Below are 16,260 nucleotides of genomic sequence, written 5' to 3' on the forward strand. Positions count from 1 at the left end.
TCCCCATACCGGGCTCAAACCCGGGTGCTGATACATCAGGGCTCTCCTCCTCCCTGCTCTGATGTTGCAAAGAGCGGCGGTTTCCTCTCCTCCTCCCTGGGAACCGCCGCTTTTCTTTTGCAAACAGCAAAAAAGGGGCGCGAACGCCCCCACCTTCTTCTGTTCAAAAATACTTCGGAGCGCGAGGCAGAGCCTCGCAAAAGATCAAAACGGCACGTCGTCCTTGGCGGATAGGAACCGAGAGACAACTTTCTTGGTCCCGGCCTTGTCGAATTCGACCTCAACCTTGTCGCCTTCAATGCCAACCACACCGCCATAGCCGAATTTCTGGTGAAACACCCGCTCTCCCAGTGTGAAACTGGCCACCGCTGTTGCGTCGATCACCGTATTCCGGCTTTCCTTGGGCTGCGACATCCCATAATGCCCCTGCCGCGCCTGCATCCGTTTCCAGCCCGGCGAGTTGTAGACATTCGCCTCGGCTGCGCGGGTTTCAATTCCCGCCGACACCTGCCCGCCGCCATACAACCCCGGAGGGGTCAGCACCTCCACATGATCCTCGGGCAATTCATCAATGAATCGCGAGGGCATGGAGTTCTGCCACTGCCCAAACACCCGCCGATTGGCCGCAAAAGATATCGTACAGACCTCTTCCGCACGGGTGATGCCTACGTAAGCCAGGCGCCGTTCTTCTTCGAGCCCCTTGAGGCCCGATTCGTCCATCGACCGTTGTGAAGGGAACAGACCATCCTCCCACCCCGGCAGGAACACGGCGGGGAACTCCAACCCCTTGGCTGCATGCAGGGTCATGATCGAGACCTTGGCGCCATCCGAATCCTGCTCATTGTCCATGACCAGACTGACATGCTCTAAAAACCCTTGCAGGTTCTCGAAATTGTCCAGTTGGTTCACCAGTTCCTTAAGGTTTTCCAACCGCCCGGGCGCTTCTGGGGTTTTGTCGTTCTGCCAGTGGCCGGTATAGCCAGACTCGTCCAAAACGATCTGCGCCAGCTCGATATGCGTATGCTCGGGTGCACCATAGCGAATGGGCGAAACGCCATCATCAGTGACCGAGTCGTCATCGACCTCGATCCGAGGCCCCCGCGTCAGCGCATTCCAGCGCGCCAGACCGTCGATCAATTCGCGCAGCGCGGTGCCGCCCTTGCCTTTGATCAACCCGTTATCGACCGCAAACCGTGCGCCTTCGACCAGAGACACCCCATTTTCACGGGCCACCAACTGAATCGTCTGCTGCGCCTTATCGCCCAAACCGCGTTTGGGTGTGTTTACGATCCGCTCAAACGCCAGATCATCCTCGGGGCTGACCACCAGCCGGAAATAGGCCATGGCATCGCGGATCTCCATCCGCTCGTAGAACCGGGGACCGCCGATCACCTTGTAAGGCAGACCGATGGTCAGGAACCGATCCTCAAACGCCCGCATCTGGTGCGAGGCGCGGACCAGAATGGCGATCTCATCCAGGTTCATGGGCCGCACACCCCGCGTGCCGCCCTGCATCGCGTCAATTTCCTCGCCGATCCAACGCGCCTCTTCCTCGCCATCCCAATGGCCAATCAGGCGAACCTTTTCGCCGTCTTCGCGATCGGTCCAAAGCTCCTTGCCCAACCGGCCTTCATTGCCCCGTATGACATTCGAGGCTGCCGCCAGAATATGTGGGGTCGAGCGGTAGTTCTGTTCCAGCCGCACCACAAACGCGCCGGGGAAGTCCTTTTCGAACCGCAGGATGTTGCCCACTTCGGCACCGCGCCAGCCATAGATCGACTGGTCATCGTCCCCCACACAGCAAATGTTTTTGTGCCCCCCAGCCAACAGACGCAGCCAGAGGTATTGGGCGACGTTGGTGTCCTGATACTCATCCACGAGGATGTAGCGGAACCAGCGTTGGTATTGCTCCAGCACGTCCGCATGGGTCTGAAAAATCGTGACCATGTGCAAAAGCAAGTCGCCGAAATCTACTGCGTTCAGCTCACGCAATCGGGTCTGGTATTGGGCATAAAGCTCAACACCTTTTTTATTGTACGCGCCAGCATCCGCAGCGGGCACCTTGTCAGGCGTCAACGCACGGTTCTTCCAGTCGTCGATAATGCTAGCCAGCATCCGGGCAGGCCAACGTTTGTCGTCTATGTTGGCCGCCTGCACCAACTGCTTGAGCAAACGCAGCTGATCATCGCTGTCCAGAATGGTGAAGTTCGACTTTAGATCGACAAGCTCGGCGTGACGCCGCAGTAGTTTGACGCAAATCGCATGGAAGGTGCCAAGCCACGGCATCCCCTCGGCGGGACGACCCAGCATCCGCCCAACACGCTCTTTCATCTCGCGCGCAGCTTTGTTGGTGAAGGTCACCGCCAAAATTTCGTTTTCGCGCACCCGGTGGGTTCTGAGCAGATGGGTGATCCGCGCCGTCAGAGCCTTGGTTTTGCCCGTTCCAGCCCCAGCCAGCATCAAAACCGGCCCGTCCAGATGTTCAACCGCTTCGCGCTGCGCCGGGTTGAGATCATTAAGATACTCTGCCGAGGCTGCAGGCATCGCCCGCGCCGAAAGCGATGCGCCCTCGAAGGCGTCCATTTCGTCGTAACTGCTCATCCCCTTAAACTACGCGGGTTGCTTGTCGAGGGGAAGAGTTTGTTCACGGCTTGTTCACTCATTTTTTTTGGAGCCGAACACCTACAAATTACGCACGAACCTCACCCCGATGTAGGCGCAGACCCGTAAAACAACCTCAGATGCTTGCCGAATCGCAGCACAAGGCGGATCAATCCGCATGGATTTGCATAGCACTTACCCTGGTATTTCGGACCTGAAGCGCCGCGCGCGACGGCGGTTGCCGCGCTTTGTCTGGGATTATGTGGAAAGTGGCACGGGCATGGAAACTGCCCTGCAGCGCAACCGGGATGCCCTCGACCGTGTACAGCTTTATCCCGCAATCCTGCGAGGTGAGAGAGATTTTGACACCCGCACGCAGTTTTTGGGCCAGAACTACCCGATGCCATTTGGTATTGCCCCGATCGGTATGTCGGGACTGGTCTGGCCGGATGCCGAAGGTCTGCTGGCCCGGACCGCCGCCAAGGCCCGGCTGCCCTACACGCTCTCTACGGTCGCGGCACAAAGCCCCGAAGATTTAGCACCCAGTATTGGCGAGAATGCATGGTTCCAACTCTATCCGCCCAAAGACCCTGAAATACGCGCTGATTTGCTATCTCGCGCACGCAACGCGGGTTTTATGACTCTGGTGCTGACTGTCGATGTTCCTGTGGCCTCTCGGCGCGAGCGTCAGACACGCTCTGGCCTCACGCAACCCCCAAGGCTGACGCCACGATTGTTGGCCCAGATCGCGTTGCGACCCGCCTGGGCGTTGGGGATGTTGCGGCAGGGGTCTCCCAGAATGCGCACGTTGGACAAGTACATAGACAGCGGACAAAACCTGCCGCCAACCGCCCATGTGGGGTATCTGCTGCGCACCTCGCCAGATATGGACTACGTCAATTGGCTGCGCGATCACTGGGACGGGCCATTGATCATCAAAGGAGTAATGCGTGCAGAAGACGCCGAGCCGTTGGAGCGCGCGGGCGTTGATGCGCTATGGGTGTCAAACCACGGCGGGCGCCAGTTCGATGCAGCCCCCGCCAGTATCGAGGTTTTGCCAGAGCTGCGCGCGGCAACCAAGCTGCCCCTGATCTTTGACAGCGGCATCAAAGGTGGCTTGGACATCCTGCGCGCCCTGGCTTGCGGGGCGAATTTTGTGATGTTGGGGCGTGCGTTTTTGTACGGGATGGCAACCTTGGGTCCTCGAGGTCCGGCGCATGTGATCGATATTCTCAAGCAGGATATGCTGTCCAATATGGGACAGATGGGCACCTTTTCCTTGGATCAACTGACCCAAAGTAAATTAAGGAATTGATGCTGCAACGCAGCGACGTTAAGAAAAGCGCACAAATAAAAGGCGTTTGCGAGCGTTAACATGCCGGTTCTACCCAGAAAGACTGATGTATCTGCGCGTAGTGTCCGGCTAAGAACACGCCCAAACCATCAACACCGGGACCTGCTATGACTGACTTCAAAAAGATCCTCATCGCCAATCGCGGCGAGATTGCCATTCGCGTGATGCGCGCCGCCAATGAGATGGGCAAACGTACAGTCGCAGTCTATGCAGAAGAGGATAAGCTGGGTCTGCATCGCTTTAAGGCGGATGAAGCCTATCGCATTGGCGAAGGGATGGGCCCGGTTGCCGCTTATCTGTCGATTGATGAGATCATTCGCGTCGCCAAGGAATGCGGCGCAGATGCGATCCACCCCGGATATGGCTTGTTGTCGGAAAACCCCAGCTTTGTGGATGCCTGTGTGAACAACGGGATCACGTTCATCGGGCCCAAAGCGGAAACCATGCGCGCCTTGGGGGACAAGGCCAGCGCGCGACGGGTCGCCATCGAAGCAGGCGTGCCCGTGATCCCCGCAACCGAGGTTCTGGGCGATGACATGGATGCGATCCGGGCCGAAGCCAAAGAAATCGGCTATCCCCTGATGCTCAAGGCCTCCTGGGGTGGTGGCGGGCGCGGCATGCGCCCGATCGAATCCGAGGACGAGTTGGAAGAGAAGGTTCTAGAGGGACGCCGTGAAGCCGAAGCCGCCTTTGGCAATGGCGAGGGCTATCTGGAAAAGATGATCACCCGCGCCCGCCATGTCGAAGTGCAGATACTGGGTGACAAGCATGGTGATATCTATCACCTTTATGAACGCGATTGCTCGGTCCAGCGCCGCAACCAGAAAGTGGTTGAACGCGCCCCTGCCCCGTATCTGTCCGAAGACCAACGCGCCGAGATTTGTGAACTTGGCCGCAAAATCTGCGCCCATGTGAACTATGAATGCGCGGGCACTGTCGAATTCCTAATGGATATGGAAACTGGCAAGTTCTACTTCATCGAAGTGAACCCACGTGTGCAGGTTGAACATACTGTTACCGAAGAGGTCACAGGTATCGACATCGTTCAGGCCCAGATCCTGATCGCCGAGGGCAAAACTCTGGCCGAAGCCACTGGTGCAGCCAGCCAGGCCGACGTGCATCTGACCGGCCACGCATTGCAGACCCGGATCACCACCGAAGACCCGCAGAACAACTTCATCCCCGATTATGGCCGCATCGCTGCCTATCGCTCGGCCACGGGCATGGGCATTCGTCTGGATGGTGGCACGGCCTATGCTGGTGGGGTGATCACGCGATACTATGATTCGCTGCTGACCAAAGTGACCGCGAAGGCACCGACTCCTGAGGCTGCGATTGCGCGGATGGATCGCGCACTACGTGAATTCCGGATTCGCGGTGTCAGCACCAATATCGACTTTGTCATCAACCTGCTGAAACACCCGACCTTCCTGTCAAACGAATACACCACAAAGTTCATCGACACGACGCCGGACCTGTTTGCCTTCAAACGCCGCCGTGACCGCGGCACAAAAGTGCTGACCTATATCGCAGATATCACAGTGAACGGGCATCCCGAAACCAAGGACCGCCCCGAGCCGCGTGCTGACCTGAAAGAGGCCAAACCTCCGACACTGCGGGGTGAACCGCAGATGGGCACCCGCAATCTGTTGGAACAAAAAGGACCGCAGGCGGTTGCCGACTGGATGAAAGCCCAGCGTCAGCTGCTGATCACTGACACCACCATGCGCGACGGGCATCAGTCGCTGCTGGCCACGCGGATGCGGTCGATCGACATGATCAGGGTGGCGCCGACCTATGCGGCCAACCTGCCGCAACTGTTCTCGGTCGAATGCTGGGGCGGCGCGACCTTCGATGTGGCTTACCGCTTTTTGCAGGAATGCCCATGGCAGCGTCTGCGTGATCTGCGCGAGGCAATGCCGAACCTGATGACCCAGATGCTGCTGCGTGGTGCGAATGGTGTTGGCTATACCAACTACCCCGACAACGTGGTGCAGGAATTCGTCCGGCAGGCCTCACAGAATATCGATGTGTTCCGTGTGTTCGACTCGCTCAACTGGGTCGAAAACATGCGCGTCGCCATGGATGCGGTGGTTGAGAATGGCAAGATCTGTGAAGGCACGGTGTGTTACACCGGTGATATCCTCGACCCCGACCGGGCCAAATATGACCTGAAATACTACGTCGGCATGGCGAAAGAGCTGCGCGATGCTGGGGCTCATATCCTGGGTTTGAAGGACATGGCCGGCCTGCTGAAACCCGCCTCAGCCAAGATCCTGATCCGTGCTTTGAAGGAAGAGGTTGGTTTGCCGATCCACTTCCACACGCACGACACCGCCGGTATCGCCAGCGCCACCATTCTGGCTGCCTCTGAGGCGGGCGTGGATGCTGTGGATTGCGCGATGGACAGCTTCTCGGGCAACACCAGCCAGGCGACTTTGGGCACCGTGGTCGAAGCCTTGCGCCACACTGACCGCGACACCGGTCTGGACATCAAAGCGATCCGCGAAATCAGCGACTACTTCGAAGCCGTGCGCGGCCAATATGCCGCTTTTGAATCCAGCCTTCAGGCGCCCGCGTCCGAGGTCTATCTGCATGAGATGCCTGGCGGTCAATTCACCAACCTCAAAGCACAGGCCCGGTCCTTGGGATTGGAAGAGCGTTGGCATGAAGTTGCCCAGATGTATGCCGATGTGAACCAGATGTTCGGCGATATCGTCAAGGTGACACCGTCATCGAAAGTGGTTGGCGACATGGCGCTGATGATGGTCAGCCAAGGCCTGACACGGGACGAGGTGGAGAGCCCGGACACAGATGTGGCCTTTCCAGACTCGGTCATCGACATGATGCGTGGCAATCTGGGTCAGCCTCCGGGTGGATTCCCGAACACCATCATCCAGAAAGTGTTGAAGGACGAAGCACCGAACACGCAACGCCCCGGAAAGGACGTGCCTCCGGTCGATCTGGAAGCCACCCGCGCCGAACTGTCCAAGCAATTGGAGGGCAAGGAGGTTGATGACGAGGACCTCAATGGTTACCTGATGTATCCCAAGGTTTTCCTGGATTATATGGGCCGTCACCGCACCTATGGCCCCGTCCGCACCCTGCCGACCCGCACCTTCTTTTATGGAATGGAACCAGGTGACGAGATCACCGCCGAGATCGACCCGGGCAAGACGCTGGAAATCCGCTGTCAGGCCATCGGAGAGACCGATGAAAAGGGTGAGGTGAAAGTCTTCTTTGAACTCAACGGGCAGCCTCGGGTGATCCGGGTGCCGAACCGCATGGTCACGTCATCCACGCAGGCGCGACCCAAAGCCGAAGCGGGCAATCCGAACCATATTGGTGCCCCGATGCCGGGTGTTGTGGCAACGGTTGCGGCCAGTGTCGGACAACAGGTCAAAGAAGGTGATCTGCTGCTAACCATCGAAGCCATGAAGATGGAAACCGGCATTCACGCCGAACGCGATGCGGTGGTCAAAGCGGTTCATGTTCAGCCTGGCGGCCAGATTGACGCCAAGGACCTGCTTGTGGAACTGGAATAAGCTGTAAAATCAGCTAAGCTTTGAATGGCCGCGCGGGTAACTGCGCGGCCATTTTGCATGACCCAGACGGAGGCCCCAAGAATGCTGACTATTACCCCGATCTATGCCGCATTGATCGCAATTCTTTACGTCTGGCTCAGTGCAAAGGTCATCTCGGCGCGCCGCAGCGGGAAGGTCTCGGTCGGAGATGGAGATGACAAAGCGCTTATCAAAGCGATGCGCACACACTCAAATTGCGCGGAATATGCACCTTTTGCGCTGCTCTTGATTGCAATGGTCGAGTTGCAGGGCGCACCAGGTCTGTTAGTGAATCTGTTGGGTTTGTTGATCCTGGCTGGACGGCTGATGCATGCCTATGGCTTTGGCCGCAACCCTCAGGTTGTTGTTCTGCGGCAGATCGGAATGGTTTTGACTTTCGCTGCCATTCTGGTCAGCGCTATCGCAAATCTTGTACTGGCTCTATAGGTCCCTCGGCCGGGCTTACCCCGGCAGCACGCTGAACTCGACCACGGACGACGCCATACCCACTGGATGTGCATTGCCTACGCGATCCGGCTCGGCTTTGATGATCCAAAATCCTATCACAATCATCACCGCAAGCGCCGCCATTTTCAGGTCTGCAATCTGTACCATCTGTCCACCTCCGCCATTTTCGTTCTCAATTCCTCTGGTTCTTCAACGCACCAAACACCGGTTTCCGTCGAAAGATTTTTGCAGAATTTTGTGTTTTTCCGCTTGCAGCCTCGCGTGGGACTTTATACATCCCTCCTCACTCAACGGCGCGGGCGTAGCTCAGGGGTAGAGCATAACCTTGCCAAGGTTAGGGTCGGGCGTTCGAATCGCCTCGCCCGCTCCATTGAGAGGTCTTTGGACCATACAAGTATCTGATGCGGGCGTAGCTCAGGGGTAGAGCATAACCTTGCCAAGGTTAGGGTCGGGCGTTCGAATCGCCTCGCCCGCTCCAGATACCAACCTTTCTCGAACATGCTGGTCCTTTGCAAAGCGTTGCGCCATTCTGGCGACAATATGAATTGCAGGATCATTTGTCATGTCTGACTTCGTCATCCGCCCCTTGACTGCAGCAGAACTTCAACACGCCGTTGACTGGGCCGGGCGCGAAGGGTGGAACCCCGGTCAGCACGATGCCGCGTGTTTTCGCCCTACTGACCCGGATGGCTTTCTGGGCGGGTTTCTTGATGGTGAAATGATCGCGTCAGTATCCGCGGTGAACTATGACGATGCGTTTTCTTTTCTGGGCTTTTACATCGTCCGTCCCGAATTTCGCGGATCGGGCCATGGGCTGGAGATCGCCCAGCACGCGCTGGCCCATTGCAAAAGGCGTAATATGGGTCTGGATGGTGTGGTCGAGCAACAGGACAACTATCGCAAATCCGGTTTTACCTTCGCCTATAACAACCACCGTTTTACCGGAACAAAGACCGGGATATTGGCCTCTCTTGGGTCGCAAGCGACTGCGCATATATCCGTCTTGACTGAGATATCCGAGGATTTGCTGGCCTATGACCGGGCCCTATTCCCTGCCCCGCGTAGCGTTTTCGTGCGTGAATGGCTGCGCGCGCCTAGCCATGCCTCACGTGCCTTTATCGAAAACGGGACGATCAGGGGCTACGTGACCCTGCGCCCCTGCCAGATCGGATATAAGATCGGGCCTTTGTTTGCGGACAGCCCTGACATCGCACAGGCGCTGCTGGTCTCGGTCCTCAACACTATCCCCGAGGATCACGCAACGCATGAGGTGTTTATCGACATGCCCCAACCCAACGCCGCCGCCTTCGCGCTGGCCGATGCGTTGGGACTTGAGAAGGTCTTTGAGACCGCACGAATGTATTCGGACCATGAACCCGATATCGACCTGAACCGGATTTTCGGCGTGACGACGTTTGAGCTGGGCTAGAACGCCTTGAACGTCATTGTCGTCAATGAGCGTTCGATACCGGGAATCACCAGCAGGTTTTCATTGATGAAATGGCCCACATCTTCGGATTCGGGAATATAGAGCTTGAGCATCAGGTCATATTCACCGCTGGTAGAATAGAGCTCGGAGTGGATTTCGCGCAGCGCGATCTCTTCCGCCACTTTATAAGTGGTGCCGGGTTTACAGCGGATCTGGATGAAAACGCAGGTGGACATGGGCCGGGCCTTGTTGGTTCGTGTTGCGCGCAGGCTGGCACGGGCCGCGCCCGGGTGCAATCCCCTGCAACAGTTTGCAGCGAAGGCCTCAAGCGGTCTGGATAGGCAGCCCGTCCGCGTCTATAAGCGCCCCTGTAGCAAAAGGAATTCGCCCATGCGCAGCGCTAAGATCAGTCGTCAGACCGCCGAGACCGAGATTTCGGTCCAGGTCAATCTGGATGGGACCGGCCAGTATGACAACCAGACCGGTGTTGGTTTCTTTGACCACATGCTGGATCAGTTGGCGCGTCATTCGCTGATCGACATGACGATCCGGGCCAAGGGCGACTACCACATCGACGACCACCATACGGTCGAGGATACCGGCATTGCGCTGGGTCAGGCGCTGACTCAGGCTTTGGGCGATAAAAAGGGGATTCGCCGCTATGGTGAATGCCACCTGCCCATGGATGATGCGCAAGTGCGTTGTGCACTGGACCTGTCTGGCCGTCCGTTCCTAGTTTGGAACGTGGACCTGCCAACCCAGAAGATCGGCACGTTCGACACCGAGTTGGTGCGTGAGTTCTTTCAGGCGCTCAGCACCCATGGGGGCATCACCCTTCATATCGACCAGTTGCACGGCTTTAACAGCCATCACATTGCCGAAGCCACATTCAAAGCGGTTGCGCGGGCGCTACGCGATGCGGTCGAAACCGACCCGCGCAAGGCAGATGCGATTCCGTCGACCAAAGGTGCCTTGTAGATGCTGACTGCCATTATCGACTACGAGAGCGGTAATCTGCACTCGGCCGAGAAGGCGTTTCAACGCATGGCACAGGAACAGAACGCGGGCGAGGTCGTGGTGACCTCGGATGCGGATGTTGTTGCACGCGCCGATCGGCTAGTGTTGCCCGGTGATGGAGCCTTTCCCGCCTGCGCGGCAGAGCTGCGGGGGCATAAGGGTATCTACGACGCCATGGTCGAAGCGGTCGAACAGAAAGGCCGCCCGTTTCTGGGCATCTGCGTCGGCATGCAGCTGATGGCAACAAAGGGCCATGAATACAGCGAAACCGATGGTTTGGGCTGGGTGGCTGGCGATGTGGTGCGGATTGAACCGTCAGATTTTGCGCTGAAGGTGCCACATATGGGTTGGAACAATCTGGTTCTGGAAAGCGATCACCCAGTGTTCAACGGGGTCGCATCCGGTGATCATACCTATTTCGTCCACTCTTACCACTTCCGTGCCACAGACCCGGCGCAGCGCTTGGCATATGTGAACTATGGGCAAGAGGTCACGGCCGTGATCGGCCGCGACACGATTGTGGGGATGCAGTTTCACCCGGAGAAAAGCCAGGATGTAGGCCTGCGCATGATCGGGAATTTCCTGACCTGGGCCCCGTAAAAATTTACTGAACGCGCGTCCAGGTCTGCCCCCGGCAGACCAGACCACCAGCGACACATCCTTTGACCGTCAGTTGGTTCTGGCTGTCCAGGGTCATCTTTGAATTGTAGGTCTTGTCCCGGTCGGGGGCCCAGATCTTGCCGCTGTCATAGCTGCCGCCACCTTCAGGCACCATGTCCCAGATAATCTGCTTGCCCAGATTCTCATAATCCAGTTGCTGGTCGCCATTACCATCAAACGCACTGTCGATAGTGCCACAGATGGCGCTGCCGCATTCACCGATGGTGACGTGCAGATACCCCCCGGTGTCACCCGGCTGTGTTTTCCAAAGCCCATCAACCGGGTCCGCCGCCATTGCGCCGGTCGCCAAGGTTGCAAAGACAAAGGATGTTGCAAGTTTCTTCATAGTAACCTCCCTGATTTGGTGACAGTTTGGCCTGCCATCGGGCAGCGGACAAGATTGACTTTGCGTCGCGTTGCATCCCCGGCCCGGCTTGTGCGATATGCCGCCCATGTAACATTCAGATAAGGTCGCCCGACATGATCCTCTACCCCGCCATCGACCTCAAAGACGGCAACGCCGTGCGCCTGCTGCGCGGAGAGATGGATAAAGCCACCGTTTTCAATGAGGACCCGACCGCTCAGGCCCGTGCGTTTGTCGAGGCCGGGTGCGAGTGGTTGCACCTTGTCGATCTGAACGGCGCTTTCGCGGGTGAGCCGGTGAATGCCGCCCCGGTCGAAGCGATCCTGAAAGCCTGCGATGTGCCCGCGCAGCTGGGCGGTGGTATCCGGGACATGGCAACCATCGAGACCTGGATCGACAAAGGACTGGCCCGCGTCATTCTGGGAACCGTCGCCGTCGAAAACCCCGATCTGGTGCGCGATGCGGCCAAAGCCTTCCCCGGCAAGGTCGCCGTTGGGATTGATGCACGCAACGGCCTGGTCGCAACCAAAGGCTGGGCTGAAGAAACGGACGTTCAGGTCACCGATTTGGCGCGCAGTTTTGAGGACGCAGGCGTTGCGGCGATCATCTACACCGACATCAACCGGGATGGGGCGATGCGAGGCCCAAATATCGACGCAACCGCCGCGCTGGCGAAAGCTGTTTCAATCCCTGTGATCGCTTCGGGCGGCGTCTCTTCGATTGAAGACCTGCTGGCCCTGCGCGATTGTGGCGCAGCCTTGAATGGTGCCATTTCCGGCCGCGCCCTTTATGATGGGGCGATCGATTTGAAAGAGGCTCTGACAACTCTCAGAGAATAGCGCGATGTTCCATTCCGCTGTCAAACGCACGGCACTATCGGCCCGAAGCTTGCTTCACAAACGAATCAAACAGGGCGATTTCCTGGACTGTTTCAGTGTTGCGTCGGATTTGTCTCCACGTCAGGCAGCAGAGATTATCACCAGCTTTCCGGCATGGGCCATGGCGCTTGTTCGATTGCGCGGAGTATTGGTGGCGCCGTTCGGGCTCAGCACCGGCGGGCCCAGTGCGACCGACAAGGTCGGGATATTTCCTGTTGAGCATGAAGACGAGACCGAGGTGATCGCAGGCTTCAACGACCGTCATCTGGATTTTCGTGTTTCGGTCTTGTCTGAAAATGGCCGTATCTCGCTGGCGACCTGGGTTCACCGGCACAATCTGGGCGGACGCTTGTACCTGGCAGTGATCCTGCCTTTCCACATCCTGATCGCCAGAAATGCGCTTGCACGCGTCAGTCGCGCAAGCGCCTAGGGCTTAACCAGCCGCCGCCGCAGTCAGTTTGGCCAGCGCTCCGCGCATTTTCTCGACCACGGGTGAGTTTTCGACCTCGTCCAACTCGTCCATCGTTTCTTTCGGGTCCTCATAGGCCAACCAGACCTGACCCTCTGCATCTTGATAGGCCTGCACCTTCAGCGGCAGGAATAGCCCTGCACGAGGGTCAATCAGCATGGCAGGCGTGCCCAGAGCGGGGTTTCCGAAAATCAACACCTGATTGGATGGGATCGGCGTGCCCACCTTTTCGGCCCCTGCCGCGTGATCGATCCGCGCAAAAACGGTTGCACCCGCATTGCCCACAGCGGCTTCCAACGCATCCAACGCTTCAGCCACGGATTTTTCGGTTTGTATCTTGATAATATCGTCAGCCATGGCGGTCAGAGCGCCTCCGATTGTGAAAACTGATGCCAGAAGAAGATGTCTCATCGCAGTCGTCCTTTTGCTGAATTTCACACCTAATTTCCATGGCTTCACCGCAGATCACAATCACAAGTCTGGCATCGGCGGGGCTTTGCCGGTAGAGGTGCGCCAAGCAAAGGAAGGTTCATGCTTAAAACCCGCATCATACCCTGTTTGGATGTTGCCGATGGCCGCGTGGTCAAAGGTGTGAATTTCGTGGGCCTGCGCGATGCGGGCGATCCGGTGGAATCGGCCAAAGCCTATGATGCCGCAGGCGCGGACGAGATCTGTTTTCTGGACATCCACGCGACGCATGAAAACCGCGGCACGATGTTCGATGTGGTCCGGCGCACTGCCGAACAATGCTTCGTACCCCTAACCGTAGGTGGAGGCGTGCGCACCAAGGATGACGTGCGCGCGCTGCTGCTGGCGGGAGCGGATAAGGTCAGTTTTAACTCGGCTGCTGTCGCCAACCCGGATGTGATCGCCGAAGCTGCAGACCAGTTTGGGAGTCAGTGCATCGTCTGTGCCATCGACGCCAAAACCGTAAGCCCTGGGAAATGGGAGATTTTCACCCATGGTGGGCGTAAACCCACAGGGATCGATGCGGTCGAGTTCGCCAAGACGGTTGTAGCCAAAGGTGCAGGAGAAATCCTGCTGACGTCTATGGACCGTGATGGCACCAAGGCCGGGTTCAACCTGCCCCTGACCCGGGCGATCAGTGATGCAGTGGACGTGCCAGTGATCGCCAGTGGCGGTGTTGGCACCCTCGACCATCTGGTCGAAGGTGTTATTGAGGGTGGCGCGAGCGCAGTTCTGGCCGCCTCGATCTTCCATTTCGGCGAATACACAATCCGCGAGGCCAAGGAACACATGGCCGCTGCGGGCATTCCGATGAGGCTGACATGAGCATTCTCCAAGAACTTGCCGCGACGATCGAAGCCCGCAGAGGGGCTGACCCTGACTCCAGCTGGACCGCCAAACTGCTGGCCAAGGGCCCAGAAAAATGCGCCGAGAAATTCGGGGAAGAAGCGATTGAGGCGATCATCGAAGCCGTCAAAGGCGATAAGGACAAGCTGACCTCCGAGGTGGCAGATGTGCTTTACCACCTGTTGGTGATGCTTGCCGCGCGCGATGTTGCGCTGGATGATGTGCTGGTTGAACTCGAACGACGTCAGGGCACCAGCGGTATTGCGGAAAAGGCCGCGCGCTAAGTAAGCTTCCGATCCGTCAATCCCAGCCTTATGATCCTTCGAGATACCCAGTAGGGAAAATCGGAATGATCAAAGCTTTGGCAATTATTCTGGCTCTTGTGGGTTTGGCAACCTGCACTACCCCTCCCCTGCAGACTGGGGATGAGGTTCAGCGTCTTGCAGTCGAGATTCGGTCCTTAGGGCCCGGGATTGACCCAGAAGAAGCCGACCGCGCCGCCCGGATCGCCTATGCCTACACAGCCCAGCTGGCGCAGGAATATCAGATCACTGATCCCCCGCTGATCCACAACACGAAGGTCAACAGGGGGCTGCGCCCGCGCGGGCTGTGCTGGCATTGGGCTGAAGATATCGAGCGTCGATTGAAGCAGGAAAACTTCGAAACACTTACGCTGCATCGCGCCATCGCCAATGCCGACAACCCTTTCCGTATTGATCACAGCACAGCGATTATCAGCCGTGCCGGAGACTCGATGTATGAGGGCGTTGTGCTGGACCCTTGGCGCTATGGCGGGGTTTTGTTCTGGTCCCCGCTGTCAGATGACAGCCGATATGACTGGATTCCGCGCGATGTTGTTCTAGAAAAACGGCGCCTCGAGCAAGTGGCGCGGTTGAAACCCTATGTCGCCAACTAGGTTCAAAGCTTCGATGAGATGATGCCAGTGCTGAACCCGCCCATCCGCAGTTCACCAAACAGGCGCTGATATTCGATTTTGGGGCAACGGTTCATTACCACATCCACCCCGCGGGCCTGCGCCGTTTCAGCAGCCTCAGGATGCTCGACTCCGATCTGCATCCAGATGGTCCGAATCTTGGGGAACACTTCTAGCGCCTCATCGACGATGGGTGGAACAGCCTCGGAGCGCCGAAAGATATCGACCATATCGACAGGTTCAGAAATCTCGGACAGCGCACCACGCACCGTTTGGCCAAATAATTCCTCGCCAGCGTGGCCCGGATTGACGGGAATGACGGCATATCCCTTCAGCGAAAGATATCGCGCTACATAATAGCTGGGCCGCACCGGGTTCATCGACACCCCAACCACCGCGACGGTTTTGGTGCGGTGCAGGATGGTTTTCAGATGATCGTCGGAATAGTCAGCCATGGCCGCATCCTAATCACAGCCGCAAAAAAGAAAAAAGCGCCCAAGAAGCCTTGGGCGCCAGTTGTTGGAACGAGGGACAGTGAAATGACCCGCGGCAGTTCCGTTCCGCGGTCACTGTGACATTTAGGCATGATCTGGTTAAAAAAAAGACCAAGCACTCATTTTTGTGATGACTTTCTACAAAAAACGGAAATCTGCCTAGTCTTCGTACAGAATGACGGGCCAATTCTCTTCGGCCAGATGGATATTTGCCGTCCTGTCCTGTTCCCAAATCCGCTCAACCGCCGGGGAATGAGTGAGGTACAAACGCCCATCCACGACCTGCCATGCCATGGGGTCAGTGCTTTTCAGAACACCATTTGCCATCGCATAGGAACAATAGCCCCCGAACTGAGGCGCAAAGGCGCGCGGGTTGCTTTCAAACCGTTCGCGATTTTCCTGCGACGCAAAATGCCACTGGGCCCCTTTCCACATGACGGCAATGCTTGGTTCACCCCGAACCGGTACTGTACTGTCGAAATAGGACACTGGATCATACCCCGCCATCGCAGCGCCATCGGTCGCAAAATAGACAGGTTTGTCCTGCGCCCAAGCGAAAGGTGCAAAAGCGATGGCTGTCAGTATACCGAATATGAAACGGCGGTTTTGCATCTGGGTCCTGTAGCAAAGAATCGAGCACCTAAGATGCAATTTTTGAACCGCTGTGAAACCCCCGTTGACGTGGATGTGAACATCCTTGCGAATGCATGGCAGC

The 16,260-nt window shown here is 57.5% G+C and carries 18 protein-coding genes and 2 tRNA genes; 13 read left to right on the top strand and 7 right to left on the bottom strand.

Going from position 1 to position 16,260, the window contains the following annotated elements; all coding sequences use genetic code 11:
• Positions 1 to 204: 204 nt before the first annotated feature.
• Positions 205 to 2,601 (bottom strand): ATP-dependent helicase, encoded by a 2,397-nt coding sequence (locus tag ACR0JE_RS05170; RefSeq protein ID WP_480863392.1) that lies wholly within the window; start codon positions 2,599 to 2,601, stop codon positions 205 to 207.
• Between the two features lie 178 nt (positions 2,602 to 2,779).
• On the opposite strand from ACR0JE_RS05170, the gene ACR0JE_RS05175 reads away from it, so the two are divergent.
• The 3 genes from ACR0JE_RS05175 (at position 2,780) to ACR0JE_RS05185 (ending at position 7,965) form a co-directional block, all read left to right on the top strand.
• A complete protein-coding gene (locus tag ACR0JE_RS05175) occupies positions 2,780 to 3,916 on the top strand; it encodes an alpha-hydroxy acid oxidase (protein ID WP_480863393.1) in 1,137 nt (378 codons plus the stop codon).
• A 146-nt stretch (positions 3,917 to 4,062) separates the two neighbouring features.
• Positions 4,063 to 7,500, top strand: a complete 3,438-nt coding sequence (locus ACR0JE_RS05180; protein ID WP_480863394.1) for a pyruvate carboxylase — start codon at positions 4,063 to 4,065, stop codon at positions 7,498 to 7,500.
• Positions 7,501 to 7,581: 81 nt separating this feature from the next.
• Entirely contained in the window at positions 7,582 to 7,965 is a 384-nt protein-coding gene (locus tag ACR0JE_RS05185; RefSeq protein ID WP_480547637.1) for an MAPEG family protein, read from the top strand.
• Positions 7,966 to 7,980: 15 nt separating this feature from the next.
• On the opposite strand, the gene ACR0JE_RS05190 is transcribed toward ACR0JE_RS05185, so the two are convergent.
• Positions 7,981 to 8,133 carry a hypothetical protein gene (locus ACR0JE_RS05190; protein ID WP_480863395.1) on the bottom strand — a complete coding sequence of 51 codons (153 nt, stop codon included), beginning with the start codon at positions 8,131 to 8,133 and terminating at the stop codon, positions 7,981 to 7,983.
• Positions 8,134 to 8,281: 148 nt separating this feature from the next.
• Here ACR0JE_RS05190 and ACR0JE_RS05195 point away from each other — a divergent pair.
• From ACR0JE_RS05195 to ACR0JE_RS05205, 3 genes are all read left to right on the top strand, one after another.
• Positions 8,282 to 8,356, top strand: a tRNA-Gly gene (locus ACR0JE_RS05195).
• Between the two features lie 33 nt (positions 8,357 to 8,389).
• Positions 8,390 to 8,464: transfer RNA gene (locus tag ACR0JE_RS05200), tRNA-Gly, on the top strand.
• 84 nt (positions 8,465 to 8,548) lie between these two features.
• A complete protein-coding gene (locus ACR0JE_RS05205) occupies positions 8,549 to 9,415 on the top strand; it encodes a GNAT family N-acetyltransferase (RefSeq protein WP_480863396.1) in 867 nt (288 codons plus the stop codon).
• Here the strand turns inward: ACR0JE_RS05205 and ACR0JE_RS05210 are convergent.
• Positions 9,412 to 9,651 (bottom strand): Lrp/AsnC family transcriptional regulator, encoded by a 240-nt coding sequence (locus ACR0JE_RS05210; RefSeq protein ID WP_170532103.1) that lies wholly within the window; start codon positions 9,649 to 9,651, stop codon positions 9,412 to 9,414. The two genes, ACR0JE_RS05205 and ACR0JE_RS05210, sit on opposite strands and share 4 nt — an antisense overlap.
• Before the next feature lie 154 nt (positions 9,652 to 9,805).
• Between ACR0JE_RS05210 and hisB the strand changes: the two genes are divergently transcribed.
• Positions 9,806 to 10,393, top strand: coding sequence for an imidazoleglycerol-phosphate dehydratase HisB (gene hisB, locus ACR0JE_RS05215; RefSeq protein ID WP_480547631.1), 588 nt, complete (start codon positions 9,806 to 9,808; stop codon positions 10,391 to 10,393).
• Positions 10,394 to 11,032: an imidazole glycerol phosphate synthase subunit HisH gene (gene hisH / locus ACR0JE_RS05220; protein ID WP_480863397.1), complete on the top strand. Its 639-nt coding sequence runs from the start codon at positions 10,394 to 10,396 to the stop codon at positions 11,030 to 11,032. It abuts the gene before it with no gap.
• A gap of 4 nt (positions 11,033 to 11,036) precedes the next feature.
• Here hisH and ACR0JE_RS05225 read toward each other — a convergent pair whose 3' ends face one another.
• Entirely contained in the window at positions 11,037 to 11,438 is a 402-nt protein-coding gene (locus tag ACR0JE_RS05225; RefSeq protein ID WP_480827700.1) for a DUF2147 domain-containing protein, read from the bottom strand.
• A gap of 134 nt (positions 11,439 to 11,572) precedes the next feature.
• Here ACR0JE_RS05225 and hisA point away from each other — a divergent pair, with 134 nt between their 5' ends.
• The gene (gene hisA, locus ACR0JE_RS05230; protein WP_480863398.1) at positions 11,573 to 12,295 is read left to right on the top strand and encodes a 1-(5-phosphoribosyl)-5-[(5-phosphoribosylamino)methylideneamino]imidazole-4-carboxamide isomerase; all 723 of its coding nucleotides are present in this window, start codon (positions 11,573 to 11,575) and stop codon (positions 12,293 to 12,295) included.
• 4 nt (positions 12,296 to 12,299) lie between these two features.
• The gene (locus tag ACR0JE_RS05235; RefSeq protein WP_480863399.1) at positions 12,300 to 12,764 is read left to right on the top strand and encodes a DUF2867 domain-containing protein; all 465 of its coding nucleotides are present in this window, start codon (positions 12,300 to 12,302) and stop codon (positions 12,762 to 12,764) included.
• Between the two features lie 3 nt (positions 12,765 to 12,767).
• Here the strand turns inward: ACR0JE_RS05235 and ACR0JE_RS05240 are convergent, their stop codons facing one another.
• Positions 12,768 to 13,214, bottom strand: coding sequence for a DUF302 domain-containing protein (locus ACR0JE_RS05240; RefSeq protein ID WP_480547623.1), 447 nt, complete (start codon positions 13,212 to 13,214; stop codon positions 12,768 to 12,770).
• 120 nt (positions 13,215 to 13,334) lie between these two features.
• Here ACR0JE_RS05240 and hisF point away from each other — a divergent pair, with 120 nt between their 5' ends.
• The 3 genes from hisF to ACR0JE_RS05255 all read left to right on the top strand — a co-directional run bounded on the left by hisF (position 13,335) and on the right by ACR0JE_RS05255 (position 15,033).
• On the top strand, positions 13,335 to 14,096 hold the full coding sequence (gene hisF / locus ACR0JE_RS05245) for an imidazole glycerol phosphate synthase subunit HisF (RefSeq protein ID WP_480863400.1): 762 nt from the start codon (positions 13,335 to 13,337) through the stop codon (positions 14,094 to 14,096).
• A complete protein-coding gene (locus ACR0JE_RS05250) occupies positions 14,093 to 14,401 on the top strand; it encodes a phosphoribosyl-ATP diphosphatase (RefSeq protein ID WP_480863401.1) in 309 nt (102 codons plus the stop codon). Before hisF ends, ACR0JE_RS05250 begins: the two co-directional genes overlap by 4 nt.
• Before the next feature lie 65 nt (positions 14,402 to 14,466).
• The gene (locus ACR0JE_RS05255) at positions 14,467 to 15,033 is read left to right on the top strand and encodes a hypothetical protein (protein ID WP_480863402.1); all 567 of its coding nucleotides are present in this window, start codon (positions 14,467 to 14,469) and stop codon (positions 15,031 to 15,033) included.
• 2 nt (positions 15,034 to 15,035) lie between these two features.
• Here the strand turns inward: ACR0JE_RS05255 and ACR0JE_RS05260 are convergent, their stop codons facing one another.
• Together ACR0JE_RS05260 and ACR0JE_RS05265 are read right to left on the bottom strand one after the other, a co-directional pair.
• A complete protein-coding gene (locus ACR0JE_RS05260) occupies positions 15,036 to 15,506 on the bottom strand; it encodes a CoA-binding protein (RefSeq protein WP_480863403.1) in 471 nt (156 codons plus the stop codon).
• Between the two features lie 198 nt (positions 15,507 to 15,704).
• On the bottom strand, positions 15,705 to 16,157 hold the full coding sequence (locus ACR0JE_RS05265) for a YHS domain-containing (seleno)protein (RefSeq protein ID WP_480540623.1): 453 nt from the start codon (positions 16,155 to 16,157) through the stop codon (positions 15,705 to 15,707).
• Between the last annotated feature and the right edge of the window lie 103 nt (positions 16,158 to 16,260).

It is taken from the genome of Ruegeria sp. H3 (genome assembly GCF_056533095.1).